At 61.0% G+C, this 13,327-nt stretch carries 9 protein-coding genes and 1 pseudogene; 6 read left to right on the top strand and 4 right to left on the bottom strand.

Annotated features, from left to right (window positions below; translation table 11 throughout):
• The first annotated feature begins 12 nt into the window (after nt 1-12).
• Nucleotides 13-3,411 carry a YhdP family protein gene (locus tag C3Y91_RS18205; protein ID WP_024321803.1) on the top strand — a complete coding sequence of 1,133 codons (3,399 nt, stop codon included), beginning with the start codon at nt 13-15 and terminating at the stop codon, nt 3,409-3,411.
• A gap of 42 nt (nt 3,412-3,453) precedes the next feature.
• Here C3Y91_RS18205 and C3Y91_RS18210 read toward each other — a convergent pair whose 3' ends face one another.
• Nucleotides 3,454-5,115, bottom strand: coding sequence for an alpha-amylase family protein (locus C3Y91_RS18210; RefSeq protein WP_168575660.1), 1,662 nt, complete (start codon nt 5,113-5,115; stop codon nt 3,454-3,456).
• A 225-nt stretch (nt 5,116-5,340) separates the two neighbouring features.
• Between C3Y91_RS18210 and C3Y91_RS18215 the strand changes: the two genes are divergently transcribed.
• A complete protein-coding gene (locus C3Y91_RS18215) occupies nt 5,341-5,661 on the top strand; it encodes a hypothetical protein (protein ID WP_080654769.1) in 321 nt (106 codons plus the stop codon).
• A 61-nt stretch (nt 5,662-5,722) separates the two neighbouring features.
• Here C3Y91_RS18215 and tyrS read toward each other — a convergent pair whose 3' ends face one another.
• The gene (gene tyrS, locus C3Y91_RS18220) at nt 5,723-6,979 is read right to left on the bottom strand and encodes a tyrosine--tRNA ligase (protein WP_130655633.1); all 1,257 of its coding nucleotides are present in this window, start codon (nt 6,977-6,979) and stop codon (nt 5,723-5,725) included.
• Nucleotides 6,980-7,108: 129 nt separating this feature from the next.
• Here tyrS and C3Y91_RS18225 point away from each other — a divergent pair, with 129 nt between their 5' ends.
• Both C3Y91_RS18225 and C3Y91_RS37975 read left to right on the top strand, forming a co-directional pair.
• The gene (locus tag C3Y91_RS18225; RefSeq protein WP_130661663.1) at nt 7,109-8,227 is read left to right on the top strand and encodes an anhydro-N-acetylmuramic acid kinase; all 1,119 of its coding nucleotides are present in this window, start codon (nt 7,109-7,111) and stop codon (nt 8,225-8,227) included.
• A 5-nt stretch (nt 8,228-8,232) separates the two neighbouring features.
• Nucleotides 8,233-8,334, top strand: a pseudogene (locus tag C3Y91_RS37975) (GNAT family N-acetyltransferase); the annotation flags it as partial.
• Here C3Y91_RS37975 and C3Y91_RS18235 read toward each other — a convergent pair.
• Both C3Y91_RS18235 and C3Y91_RS18240 read right to left on the bottom strand, forming a co-directional pair.
• On the bottom strand, nt 8,331-9,506 hold the full coding sequence (locus C3Y91_RS18235) for an acyltransferase family protein (protein ID WP_130661662.1): 1,176 nt from the start codon (nt 9,504-9,506) through the stop codon (nt 8,331-8,333). The pseudogene C3Y91_RS37975 and the gene C3Y91_RS18235 overlap by 4 nt on opposite strands.
• 144 nt (nt 9,507-9,650) lie before the next feature.
• A complete protein-coding gene (locus tag C3Y91_RS18240) occupies nt 9,651-10,328 on the bottom strand; it encodes an alpha/beta hydrolase (RefSeq protein WP_003540001.1) in 678 nt (225 codons plus the stop codon).
• Between the two features lie 217 nt (nt 10,329-10,545).
• Between C3Y91_RS18240 and C3Y91_RS18245 the strand changes: the two genes are divergently transcribed.
• Nucleotides 10,546-11,763 (top strand): cysteine desulfurase family protein, encoded by a 1,218-nt coding sequence (locus C3Y91_RS18245; RefSeq protein WP_024321797.1) that lies wholly within the window; start codon nt 10,546-10,548, stop codon nt 11,761-11,763.
• 93 nt (nt 11,764-11,856) lie between these two features.
• On the top strand, nt 11,857-13,326 hold the full coding sequence (gene sufB / locus C3Y91_RS18250; protein WP_018483742.1) for a Fe-S cluster assembly protein SufB: 1,470 nt from the start codon (nt 11,857-11,859) through the stop codon (nt 13,324-13,326).
• The last annotated feature ends 1 nt before the right edge of the window (nt 13,327 follow it).

Genomic DNA, 13,327 nt, shown 5'->3' on the forward strand with positions numbered 1-13,327 from the left:
GCCCGAGGGCGCATGTCAGCCATCCGCGGCGAAAAGGTCACGTTTCGCAAGAAGGATATCGTTGCGCTGGACCGCTTGCCGTCGGCTCAGACAGAGGATCCGATCATCGTTCATTGCCCGCCGCCGCGCTCGCCGATGCGCGGTACGGCGAAGCTGACTTGTGGATTCCTCGGGCTGATTCTCCTCCTTCTCGCCGCCATCGTCTTCACCGTCGAGGGCGGCATGTTCGACAAGCCGCTGTCGCAGCAGGCGCAGGCGGCGCTGAACAGCGTGGCCGGACCGCGCTACCGCGCCGAGGTCGGCTCCACCGTCATCCGCTTCACCTCGGGCTTCCGGCTGGCGCTTGAAGCGCGCGACGTCAACATGATCGACCAGGAGAGCGGCGAGCATATGTCGACGACGCGCTCGATCAGCATGGCGCTCGATCCGCTCCAGCTTTTCCGCGGCCGCATCGCGGTCACCTCGATCGAGGCGGATGATATCGCGCTCGATACGGCGCTTCTGCCCTCGGGCGCACCCGTCACGCTCGGCGACCTGCGCATCGACGCGATGCCGGCGGCGATCGAGACGATCTTTTCGCATCTCGACCTGTTCGACAAGTTCCTGACGCGCGGTTCCACGGATTCGGTGCGCATCTCGGGCATCGACGTCAAGCTTGCCGATACCGCCAACGGCCCGCTGTCGCTCGTCATCGACAATATCGCCTTTGCCCGTGCCGGCCCGACCTCGCTGCAATTGACCGGCGAGATCGCGCTCAACGGCGAGGTGGCGGAACTCGACGTGCTGGCCGAGAAGGAAGGCGGGCATGTCTCCAAGGTCGTGGCGACGCTCAAGCATGCCGACCTCACGCCCTTTGCGCTGAAGCGCAACGATCAGGGCGTCATCCGCCAGGGGCTTAGTACCTTCGCCGACCTGACGGTATCGGCCACCCGGACCGCTGATGTTGTCGCGCCGACGCTTGCGGCGACGATCGACATCGATCCCGGCCTGATTTATGCGGATGGCGATCCGCAGGAGCTGTCGGGCGGGCAAATCAATCTCGTCTATGATTTCGACAAGCAGACGCTGGAGATCGCCCGGTCGAACGCCCGGTTCGGCGCCACCACGATTCCCTTCAACGGCGCGCTGATCGATCTCGACAAGCTCGACCCGCAGGCAGGCAAAGGCTTCGGCATCGACCTGCTCGTCAGCGGCGGCACGGCAGCACCCCGCGGCTCCGGCGAGCAGCCGCTTTCCTTCGATATCCAGGCGACCGGGCGTTATATGGTCACTGAGCGGGAATTCCGGTTTCCCAACATGACCGTCTCCAGCCCGCTCGGCGCGCTTTACGGATCGCTTGATGTCAAGCTCGGCAACAAATCGCCGGAGTTCAGCTTCGCCGGCCAGTCGGCGAAGCTAGAGACGACGGCGATCAAGCAGCTCTGGCCGTTCTGGATGGCGCCCAAGGTGCGCACTTGGGTGCACGGCAATCTCTTCGGCGGCACCGTCACCGACGCCGCCATTTCCGTTTTCATTCCCTCTGGCAGGCTGGACGAGGCGGCCGGCGGCAAGGGGTTGAAGCTCGACGCCAACCAGATCCGCATCGCCTTCGACGTCGCGGGCGCGCGGATGAACGTCGCCGGCGACATTCCGCCGATCCGCGACACGGCGGCGCATTTCGACTTGATGGGGCCTGTTGCGACGATCGCGTTCAAGAGCGGCACCTCCTATTTCCCTTCCGGCCGATCCGTCAGTCTCGGGCAGGGGACGTTCGTCCTGCCCTCCACCTACGACAAGCCGCTGATGGCCGATATCGACCTTACGGTCTCGGGTGCGGCGGATGCCGTCGGCGAGCTTCTGACCTACAGGCCGATCCGGGTGCTGCAGCGCGCCGGCTTTACGCCCGACGATCTCAAGGGGCGGGTCGAAGCGAATGTGAAGGCGCATTTCGGCCTGCTCTCCTCGCAGAACCCGCCGCCGGCTGAATGGACGGCGGCGATGAAGCTCACCGATGTCGATCTTGCCAAGCCGTATTCCGGCCGGATCATCAGCAATGTCGACGGCACGCTGAACGGCAATCCGAAACGGATCACGCTTGACGCCAAGGCCCAGATCGACGGCGTCCCGGCCGATATCGATCTTACCGAGCCCGTCGAGGCATCCTCAGGCGTGGAGCGGCAGCGCGTCATCACCGCGACGCTCTCCGAGGACCAGCGCAACAAGCTGATACCCGGGCTTTCCGGCATCGTCGGCGGCAGCGTGAAGATGGTGCTGACGCGGATTGATGACGACAGGCAGGACGTCCAGCTCGACCTCACCAAGTCGCTGCTCGAACTGCCTTGGATTGGCTGGGCGAAAGGCAGCGGCATCGCCGCTACGGCCGAATTCGAAACATCCGGCCCGCCCGACAGTACACAGATCAGGAACTTCCGACTGAAGGGCGACGGTTTCGGCGCCAACGGGTCGCTTGATATCGGCAAGGGCGGGCTGATCTCGGCCGATTTCGATAGCGTCAAGCTCTCCTCGCTCGACGATTTCGCCCTATCGGTGAAGCGCAACAAGGGCAATTTCGACGTCTCGGTTTCCGGCGACAGCGCCGATGCGCGGCCCGTCATCGCGCGGTTGAAATCGGGCTCGGACAGCGAGGGTAACGGAGATGCCGGCGATACCGCAGTATCGGTGCGCGCCAAGCTGAAAAACGTCATCGGCTTCAACGACGAGAAGGTCGGCAATTTCCAGGCGCAAATATCACTGCGCGGCGACAAGCTGCAGGCGCTCAACTTTTCCGCCGTTACCGACAGCGGCGAGGCGGTGGTCAGCCAGATGAAGGACGGCGGCGTCATCAACATCACTAGCGGCGATGCCGGGGCGGTATCGCGTTTCGCCGATCTCTACCAGCACATGCAGGGCGGGCTGCTTAATCTGGCGATCCGGCTGGGGGCCGAGGGCGGCTGGGACGGTTCGCTCGACGTGCGCCGCTTCGCGATTGTCAACGAACAACGCCTGCGGTCGATCGTCTCGACGCCCGTTGGAAGTGAGCAGCGCAGCCTCAACGAGGCCGTCAAGCGCGATATCGATACCTCGTCGCAGCGCTTCCAGCGTGGCTTTGCCCGCGTCGTTTCGCGCAATGGCATGGTCGGCATCGAAAACGGCGTGCTGCGCGGCGACCAGATCGGCGCGACTTTCCAGGGCACTGTGCGCGATCGCAAGGGCAACATGGACATGACCGGCACCTTCATGCCGGCCTACGGCCTCAATCGCCTGTTCGCCGAACTGCCGCTGATCGGCGTCATCCTCGGCAATGGCAGCGACCGCGGCCTGATAGGCATCACCTTCAAGCTGACAGGCAAGTTCGACCAGCCAAACCTGCAGATCAATCCGCTGTCGATCATCGCGCCTGGTGTTTTCCGGCAGATCTTCGAATTCCAGTGAGGCGGGGGAAGCCGTCACGGCAGAAGTCGTGGCGAGAAGTCCCTAGATCTCCTTGCGCCTGAGGAGATAGTCGAGACCGCCGACGCGATACCAGCGATAGCCGTATGCATCGAGCATGACGGTATGAAATCCTTTCTCGTCTGCCTTGCTGCTCGCGCCATCGGCAATATCGATCAATTGTCGTCCGTCTTCACCGATGTCGGGATCGAAGGTCACTTCCGCCGGCTGCGCATGCAGATTGTGCAGGATCAACACGGAATTGCCGCGCCAGTCATAACGAAGAGCCAGCACGCCGTCGTCACCGGTGTCGATTACAGAAAAGTCGCCCCAGCCGATTTCAGGAGCTTCCTTGCGCATCCGGATCATCCGCTCGGTCCAGTTCAGCAAGGAATTGGGATCGCGCCGTTGTTCGGCAACATTGACATGCTGGAAGCCATAGGGACCGTCCTTGATGACGGGCGAGACAAGCTTTTTACTTTTGGTGAAGCCGCCTTCCGCTTCCGTCGACCATTGCATCGGCGTGCGTGCGCAGTCACGCTCCGGCAGGTTTAGATCATCGCCCATACCGATCTCGTCGCCGTAGCGGATAACAGGCGTTCCAGGCAGCGAGAACAGCAGGCTGTAGGCCATTTCGATCCGGCGGCGATCGCCGCCGAGCATGGGCGCCAGGCGACGGCGAATGCCCCTGTCATAGAGTTGCATGTCCTTTTCGGGTCCGAGAGCGGCGAATACCGCGCCGCGCTGCTTGTCCGTCAGCCTGCCGAGATCCAGTTCGTCGTGGTTGCGAAGAAAGAGGCCCCATTGCGCGGTCGCGGGGCGCGGTTTCGTGGCCTCCATGGCCTTCTTGAGCGGCCGAGTATCGGCGCTGGCGAAAGCATAAAACAGCGCCTGGTTGACCTGGAAGTTGAACATCATCTGCATGCGGTCACCGTCATCGCCAAAATATTCGAAATTGTCCTTCGGCAGGATATTGGCCTCCGCCAGCACGATGGAATCGCCCAGGCGCCACTGCAGGAATTCGCGAAACTTCCTCAGCATATCGAACTGCTCGACAGGCTTGACGACGTCGGCACCTTTGGTCGCGATGATGAAGGGGGCGGCATCCATCCGGAAACCGGAGACGCCGAGCTGGATCCAGAAGCCCATGATCTTGAGGATTTCCGCCTGCACCTCGGGATGAGAGGTATTGAGATCGGGCTGGTGATCGTAGAAACGATGAAAATAGTAGGCTTTCGCCTTGTCGTCATAGGTCCAGGTTGTCTTCTGGACGCCGGGAAAGACCATGCCCTGATCGGCATTCGCGGGCTTTTTCTCCGACCAGACGTACCAGTCGCGATAGTGCGAGCGCGGATCGCTCCTGGCGTCCTGGAACCAGGGATGGTCCCTGGATGTATGATTGATCACCAGATCGATCAGCACGCGGATACCGCGTTGCTTGGCGCCGTGGGTGAATTCGACGAAATCGCCGAGCGAGCCGTAACGCGGGTCGACATTGTAATAATCGGAGACGTCGTAACCGTCGTCGCGACCGGGCGACGCCTGGAACGGCATGAGCCAGATCGCCGTCACGCCGAGGCCGGAGAGATAGTCGAGGCGCCGCATCAGGCCCTGAAAATCACCCACGCCGTCACCGTTCGCGTCCATGAATGTCTCGACCGACCGGCAGTAGATGACAGCGTTCTTATACCAGAGGTCGTTGATCATGCCGGCGCTCCAATCCAATCTGGTCGCAAATCCCGGCGGGCGGAAAAGGTTCCGACAAAGCATTCGTTATGCGGGTCGTGGCGCTTCGCAGTAGAGAAGTGCGTGGGCTCCTCCAAGACAAAGCCAATTCCAAGCCAGGCTGACAAATCCGGCATTGATACTTTGCCTATTTTAGGAAAATCTGATGTACTATACTGTCCCGGCCAGGAAGCAACGGCCGGTGCAATGTCGGAGGATGCCATGCAGTGCGCCCGGACAGTTTCTTTCGCATCGGCCGCCATGATGGCCGTCACGATTCCCGACGTGTCGCTTTCCGCGGAAAAGGGCGTGCGGCTGAAATCGCAAGAGGCGGTCATCCGTTCCGACCACGTCCTGATGGTTCCTCTGGACGCGGAAATGACGCCGCCGATCTTCTCGATCAGCTGGTGGTCGCGGGTGAAGCCCGCTTCAAGCGTCGATCCGCCGGGCTATCTTCTTAAGAAACCAGACGAGATGACCCGAAATACCGGCGGTGAGCTGAGTGATCTTGCTCGCCGACCCGAATAGTGAGGCAAAGAAAAAGCCGGCGCGGGCGCCGGCTTTGATATCGGTTCGGAATTGAAGCCGCTTACGCCTCGCGGCGGATCAGGATGTGCTTCTTCTTGCCCAGCGAAAGCTTGATGACTCCGTCGGTGGTGATTTCGCCGCTGCCGATCATCTTGCGTTCGTCGCTGATCGCCTCGTCGTTGATGCGGACGGCGCCGCCCTGGACGTGACGGCGGGCTTCGCCGTTCGATGAGGCAAGGCCGGCGCGAACGATCAGCGACAGAAGGCCGATGCCGGCGTCGAGCTCGGAGGCGGGCACGTCGACCGACGGCAGATTTTCCGAGAGGCCACCTTCCTCGAAGGTCTTGCGGGCCGTTTCGGCGGCCTGTTCAGCGGCCTCGCGGCCGTGCAGGATCGCCGTTACCTCGGTCGCAAGGATCTTCTTGACCTCGTTGATCTCCGAACCGCCAAGTGCCGAAAGACGGGCGATTTCATCCATCGGCAGCGTGGTGTAGAGCTTCAGGAAGCGCGATACGTCGGCGTCCTCGGTGTTGCGCCAGTACTGCCAGAAATCATAGGCCGAGAGCATGTCGGCGTTCAGCCAGACAGCGCCGGTCGCCGACTTGCCCATCTTGGCGCCCGACGACGTCGTCAGCAGCGGCGACGTCAGCGCATAGAGCTGCGGTGTCCCCATGCGGTGACCGAGATCGATACCGTTGACGATATTGCCCCACTGGTCCGACCCACCCATCTGCAGGCGGCAATCGTAGCGCTTGGCGAGCTCGACGAAATCATAGGCCTGGAGGATCATGTAGTTGAATTCCAGGAAGGACAGGGACTGTTCGCGGTCGAGACGCGTCTTGACGCTATCGAAGGACAGCATGCGGTTGACCGAGAAGTGCTTGCCGACGTCGCGCAGGAATTCGAGGTAGTTCAGCGAGCGCAGCCATTCGGCATTGTTGATCATCAGCGCGTCCTTCGGACCGTCGCCGTAGTTCAGGTAATTGGAGAAGACGCGCTTGATCGAGGCGATGTTGCCTTCGATCGTATCGACGGTCATGAGTTGGCGCGCTTCTTCCTTGAAGGAGGGATCGCCGACCATGCCGGTGCCGCCGCCCATCAGCGAGATGGCGCGATGACCGGTCTTCTGCATCCAGTGCAGCATCATGATCTGGATCAGCGAGCCGGCATGCAGGCTCGGTGCCGTCGGATCGAAGCCGATATAGGCCGTCACGGTTTCCTTGGCGAACAGGTCGTCGAGGCCGCTTTCATCGGAGACCTGATGAATGAAGCCGCGCTCTTTCAGCGTGCGGAGGAAATCGGACTTGAACTCGGACATGGCCTTCGTCTCTTGATATCTGCGCTCGCCCATCTGGGCCTCGCGCAAGTTCGTTGTTGTTGATCTGTCGCGGCGCGTTTAGCACTGTTTTTATAAAAGTGCATCCGGGAATCGCGGGAAGGAAACCTCATGGATGTCATCAGGACCGCGATCGGTCTGATGAGCGGCACGTCGATGGACGGAATCGACGTCGCGCTGATCAGGACCGACGGTCGCGGCTTCATCGAGCGCGGACCGTTCATGGGCGTGCCCTATGACGCAGATTTTCGCGGGCGGCTCAAACGGGCGCTGGAAATCGCACGTCCACTGGGCAACAGGAGCGAACGCCCCGCCGAGCTTCGCGACATCGAGCTTGAACTGACCTTGCGGCATGCAACTGCCGTAACGGCATTCCTGGAGCGTTTCGGGCTTTCTGCCGCTGGCGTCGATGTTCTCGGCTTCCATGGCCAGACGGTGCTTCACCGGCCTGATGAGGGATTGACAATCCAGATCGGCGACGGCCCGGAACTTGCGCGCCGAACCGGCATATCGGTGGTCTACGACATGCGCGCCAACGACATGGTCCATGGCGGGCAGGGTGCACCGCTGGTGCCGGCCTATCACGCCGCACTTGCGGGAAAATTCCAACAGCAGGGACAGGCGGTGTGCTTCGTCAATATCGGCGGCATCTCCAATCTGACCTTTATCGGCACGGACGGCCGGATATCCGCCTTCGATAGCGGTCCGGGCAATACGCTGATCGACCAGTGGGTGGAGATGCAGACCGGCAGAACCTATGATCCCGGCGGCGAGATCGGCGGCCGCGGCAAGGTCGTGGCCAGCCTGGCGGAGCGTTATCTGCAAAGCCCGTTCTTCCGCGGCAATGTTCGCCGTTCACTCGACCGCGGTGATTTCGCGCCGCTTCGACCCGAAGAGGCGAGCCTTGAAGACGGCGCGCGGACGCTGGCCCATGTCGCCGCCGCGTCGATCATCAAATCTGCCAACTTCCTGCCCGAGACACCGTCGATCTATATCGTCTGCGGCGGAGGGCGCCTGAACGCCACCCTGATGGCGGAGTTTTCGGTCATGGCGGAACGGCTGGGATCAAAGGTGTTGACCGCCGAGGAGGCAGGCTTCGATGGTGACGCGATGGAAGCCGAGGCCTGGGCCTATCTCGCCGTCCGGTCGCTTGAAGGGCTGCCGTTGACATTTCCCGGCACGACGGGGGTCGGGGCTCCAGTCAGCGGCGGTGTGCTGGCACGGGCATGATGTCCCTCAGAAAAATCGGCAGGCGCGAAGGCGCGCCGATCCTGATTGATGGAGTGCAGGACACGGCTTTCGAACTCACCGCCGATAAACGGCCGGCAAAGCTCTAACTCTTTACGGCAACCGGCCGGACATGGGATTCGCGCCCAGCCTGATTGCCGTCCTCGACGCCCCTGACCTGGGCGATGAACGAAAATTTCTTGCGAAGGCCAAGGATCGGCTTCTCGATGAAATGCCAGGACAGCACCGCAACGGCGAGAGCCGATGGCAGGCCGACGAGATAGAGGGCCAGCGCACCATATTTCGGATAGAGGAAAACCGACGGGAACGAGCTGATCCAGATCTGCAAAAACGGGTCGTGATAGAGATAGACGCCGTAGGAATAGTCGCCTTTCCTGAAAAAGGCCGGGATGGGCACCTCGGACAGGCCGACGAAGACGGTGATGTAAACGAGAGAGGTGATGACCAGGGGCCGGTTCATCACCGACTCTGTCGCCCGGCTGTCCAGGGTGAGAATGGCGACGATGCAAACCAGGCAGGCGGCGGCGAACAGCCAGCGGGAGTGCGGAATGACCGCTTTGAACTGAAAGGCGACGATGCCCATCATAAAGGCCGTTATCAGCTGTGAGCCTCGGCTCATGAACAGGAAGCGCGCGATCGGCTTGATCGAGTCAGGCAACAGATAGGGCATCTTCTGTACGACAATGCCGATGGCTATGTAGGCGATCGTCACCGCGAGCAGCTTGTAGCGCGTCTTCACTATGGCGCTGACCATCAGGAACGACATGATGATGTAGCAGAAGATCTCCCAGGGAACTGTCCAGAGAGCGCCGTTGACACGCTGGCTCGGATTATCCTGGAACACGCCCGGCAGCTCGTAATGGATCCAGCCGACGATATTCAGGAAGTATTTGAAAAACCGCTGATCGGTAAAATATTCGGAGTGGTACACGACCGTAATGATCGGCCCGATAATCAACGAGCAGACGACGATATCGACCGCAAGGGCCGGGACGATGCGCAAGCCTCGGTTGATCAGGAAATTCCGGAGGCTGAGGCGCTGTGCACTGCCGGCGATCAGAAATCCGCTCAAGGCGAAGAACATCGGAACAAGAGCGTATTCAGTGAACCAGAATACCGACCCCCTGATGAAGTCATTGTTCTCGGTTAACAAAAATGAATGGGTCAATACGATGGAAAAGGCGAGCCCTATTCGAAGAAAATCGAACCCCGGACCAATACCCCTATACTTATCCAGGACTTCCCCGAACGACTTGGTCATTGCGGACCTCGCTTTTGTTAGGATCGCGAGGACCCTACCGCACTGCAACATGGATTGCAACACGATAGGTGATCTGTTCTGGCACATCCGGCCCGGTTGTGTTCGGGGCCGTCACGGCATCGATGAGGCCTGGGTTTCGTGGTGTCAGCGGATCCGCTTGGCGGCCGGTTCCGGCACCAGTTCGCCGTTGAGGCGCCGGTCGAGATAGTCCTCGCATTCGCCCATCAGCGTTTCCACCTGACCGTTGAAGAAGTGGTTTGCGTTGGCAACGGTGCGATGGGTAATGAGGATGCCCTTCTGGGTCTTCAGTTTTTCCACAAGACCATTGACATCCTTTTCCGGCGCCACCTTGTCGGCCTCGCCGTTGATGATCAGGCCGGAGGAGGGGCAGGGCGCCAGGAAGGAGAAGTCGTACGTGTTCGGCTGGGGCGAGATCGACATGAAGCCCTCGATCTCCGGCCGGCGCATCAGGAGCTGCATGCCGATCCAGGAACCGAAGGAATAGCCGGCGACCCAACAGGTCTTGGAATCAGGATGCAGGCTCTGCACCCAGTCGAGCGCCGAGGCGGCATCCGAGAGTTCGCCGGCGCCGTGGTCGAATTCACCCTGGCTGCGGCCGATGCCCCGGAAATTGAAGCGCAACGTCGTGAACCCACGCTTCTGGAACATGTAGAAGAGCTGATAGACGATCTGATTGTTCATCGTGCCGCCGAACTGCGGATGCGGATGCAGAATCAGGGCGATGGGCGCGCTTTTTTCCTTGGAGGGCTGGTAGCGGCCTTCAAGACGGCCGGCTGGGCCGTTGAAAATAACTTCGGGCATTGGTACTCCGGGTTTTATTTCGCGTTCGCGCTGCGTTGGACGACAACATGACTTGACTAGTGTTGTCAGCTTTTCTAAAACGCAGTTTAGAACAATTCGAAACTTGCATGGCGATCCACGCATCGTGGAACGTGTCATAAGGCAAGCCCGGCGGAAATTTCAAGAAAAATGAACCGCGGCCGCTGAAGCAAGCTCGTCAAGCGCAGGACTGAAGATCATGGCGCCGCCACGCCTTTATCTCGACTGGAATGCCACAGCGCCCCTGCACCCCGCAGCACGCGCAGCGATCATGCGCGCCATCGACGTGTTTGGCAATCCGAACAGCGTGCACGGAGAGGGTCGCGCCGCCCGCGCCGCCATCGAAGGCGCGCGACGCAAGGTGGCGGCGCTTGTCGGCACCGATGCCGGCAATGTGGTCTTCACCAGCGGCGCGACCGAGGCCGCCAATCTGGCGCTGACACCGGATTTCCGCATGGGACGCACGCCGCTGCGGCTGGGCCAGCTTTATTTTTCGGCGATTGAGCATCCGGCGGTGCGCGAAGGCGGTCGCTTCGCCAGGGACAAGATGACGGAGATCCCGGTGACGGAAGCCGGTGTCGTCGATCTCGACGCACTCTCCAAGCTGCTCGATGCCCATGACAAGGCCGCCGGCCTGCCGATGGTCGCCGTCATGCTCGTCAATAACGAGACGGGAATCGTCCAGCCGGTCGAGGCGGCGGCTAAGATCGTCCACGCCCATGGCGGCCTCTTCGTCGTCGATGCCGTCCAGGCGGCCGGCCGCATCGCGCTCGACATCGGCAAGATCGGCGCCGACTTCATGATCGTTTCTTCGCACAAGATCGGCGGGCCGAAGGGGGCCGGCGCGCTCATTGCGCAGGGCGAGGCGCTGATGCCCAAGCCGCTGATCCAGGGCGGCGGACAGGAGCGAGGTCACCGCTCAGGGACACAGAATTCGCTGGCGCTGATCGGCTTCGGCGCGGCGGCAGAAGCCGCGGCAGACGAACTCGAGGCGCGCAATGCGGCGATCGGCGCGTTGCGCGAGCGGCTGGAAGCCGGCATGCGTGAGGTAGCAGCCGACGTGATGATCCACGGCGAGGGCGGCGAGCGCGTCGCCAATACGATCTTCTTCACCCTGCCGGGGCTGAAGGCTGAGACCGGGCAGATCGCCTTCGATCTCGAAGGCGTTGCCCTTTCTGCAGGCTCCGCTTGCTCATCCGGCCGGCTCGGCGAAAGCCATGTGCTGACGGCGATGGGCCGTGACGCCAAGCTCGGAGCGCTGCGTATCTCGCTCGGCTTTTCGACGACCGAAGAGGATATCGACAGGGCGATTGCGGCTTTCGCAAAGATCGCCAACCGGCGCAGGTCGGCTGGGGAGGCGGCTTGCCCTGTGTCAAAACTTGCGGAAACGCAAATTTCTGCTTGCCAATCGGGCTGAAAAGTCCCTTTTGGCCTCTTACATAAAGGGCAAGACAATTGCCCAAACACTACAAGCTGCCGGACCTTGTATCCGGCGAGATTGGAGAATGAGATGGCTGCCGTGCAGGAAACAATCGACCAGGTCCGCCTGATCGATGTGGACCAGTACAAATACGGTTTCGAGACCGTCATCGAGATGGACAAGGCGCCGAAAGGCCTGTCCGAGGACATCATTCGTTTCATTTCGGCGAAGAAGCAGGAGCCTGTGTGGATGCTGGAATGGCGTCTCGAGGCCTATCGTCGCTGGCTGACACTGGAAGAGCCGACCTGGGCGCGCGTCAACTATCCCAAGATCGATTTCAACGACATCTATTATTACGCCGCGCCGAAAAGCACGCCGGGTCCGAAGTCGCTCGATGAGGTCGATCCGGAGCTGCTGAAGGTCTATGAGAAGCTCGGCATTCCGCTGCGTGAGCAGGAGATTCTTGCCGGCGTCGAGAAGCCGAAGATCGCCGTCGACGCCGTTTTCGACAGCGTCTCGGTCGTCACCACCTTCAAGGCAGAGCTGAAGAAAGCCGGCGTGATCTTCATGTCGATCTCGGAAGCCATCCGCGAATATCCCGATCTCGTCCGGAAATATCTCGGCTCGGTCGTGCCGACCTCGGACAATTATTATGCGACGCTGAATTCGGCTGTCTTCACCGACGGTTCCTTCGTCTTCGTGCCGAAGGGCGTTCGTTGCCCGATGGAGCTGTCCACCTATTTTCGCATCAATGAGAAGGGCACTGGCCAGTTCGAGCGCACGCTGATCATTGCGGAAGAGGGCGCCTACGTCTCCTATCTCGAAGGCTGCACGGCGCCGCAGCGCGATGAAAACCAGCTGCATGCCGCCGTGGTCGAGCTGGTTGCGCTCGACGATGCCGAGATCAAATATTCGACGGTGCAGAACTGGTATCCCGGCGACAAGAACGGCAAGGGCGGCATCTACAACTTCGTCACCAAGCGCGGCGATTGCCGTGGCGACCGCTCGAAAATTTCCTGGACGCAGGTCGAAACCGGCTCGGCGATCACCTGGAAATATCCGTCCTGCATCCTGCGCGGCGACGACAGCCGCGGCGAATTCTACTCGATCGCCGTTTCGAATGGCCATCAGCAGATCGACAGCGGCACCAAGATGATCCATCTCGGCAAGAACACGTCGAGCCGCATCGTCTCCAAGGGCATCGCGGCCGGCGTTTCCAACAACACCTATCGCGGCCAGGTCTCGGCTCACCGCAAGGCATCGAATGCGCGCAACTTCACCCAGTGCGATTCGTTGCTGATCGGCGACAAGTGCGGCGCCCATACCGTGCCCTACATCGAGGCGAAGAATTCGACGGCGCAGTTCGAGCATGAGGCGACGACTTCGAAGATCTCCGAGGACCAGCTGTTCTACTGCCTGCAGCGCGGCATCCCGACCGAAGCGGCGATCGCCCTGATCGTCAATGGTTTCGTCAAGGAAGTGCTGCAGGAACTGCCGATGGAATTCGCTGTCGAGGCGCAGAAGCTGATCAGCATTTCGCTGGAAGGCTCTGTGGGCTGAC

The organism is Rhizobium ruizarguesonis, from assembly GCF_012349115.1.
Classification (GTDB): domain Bacteria; phylum Pseudomonadota; class Alphaproteobacteria; order Rhizobiales; family Rhizobiaceae; genus Rhizobium; species Rhizobium ruizarguesonis.

What these genes read in the sequence shown, in the direction of transcription:
- sufB (WP_018483742.1), top strand. Translation starts at nt 11,857, where the DNA reads ATGGCTGCCGTGCAGGAAACAATCGACCAGGTCCGCCTGATCGATGTG.
- C3Y91_RS18205 (WP_024321803.1), top strand. Translation starts at nt 13, where the DNA reads ATGTCAGCCATCCGCGGCGAAAAGGTCACGTTTCGCAAGAAGGATATC.
- C3Y91_RS18210 (WP_168575660.1), bottom strand. Translation starts at nt 5,115, where the DNA reads ATGATCAACGACCTCTGGTATAAGAACGCTGTCATCTACTGCCGGTCG.
- C3Y91_RS18215 (WP_080654769.1), top strand. Translation starts at nt 5,341, where the DNA reads ATGTCGGAGGATGCCATGCAGTGCGCCCGGACAGTTTCTTTCGCATCG.
- tyrS (WP_130655633.1), bottom strand. Translation starts at nt 6,979, where the DNA reads ATGTCCGAGTTCAAGTCCGATTTCCTCCGCACGCTGAAAGAGCGCGGC.
- C3Y91_RS18225 (WP_130661663.1), top strand. Translation starts at nt 7,109, where the DNA reads ATGGATGTCATCAGGACCGCGATCGGTCTGATGAGCGGCACGTCGATG.
- C3Y91_RS18235 (WP_130661662.1), bottom strand. Translation starts at nt 9,506, where the DNA reads ATGACCAAGTCGTTCGGGGAAGTCCTGGATAAGTATAGGGGTATTGGT.
- C3Y91_RS18245 (WP_024321797.1), top strand. Translation starts at nt 10,546, where the DNA reads ATGGCGCCGCCACGCCTTTATCTCGACTGGAATGCCACAGCGCCCCTG.
- C3Y91_RS18240 (WP_003540001.1), bottom strand. Translation starts at nt 10,328, where the DNA reads ATGCCCGAAGTTATTTTCAACGGCCCAGCCGGCCGTCTTGAAGGCCGC.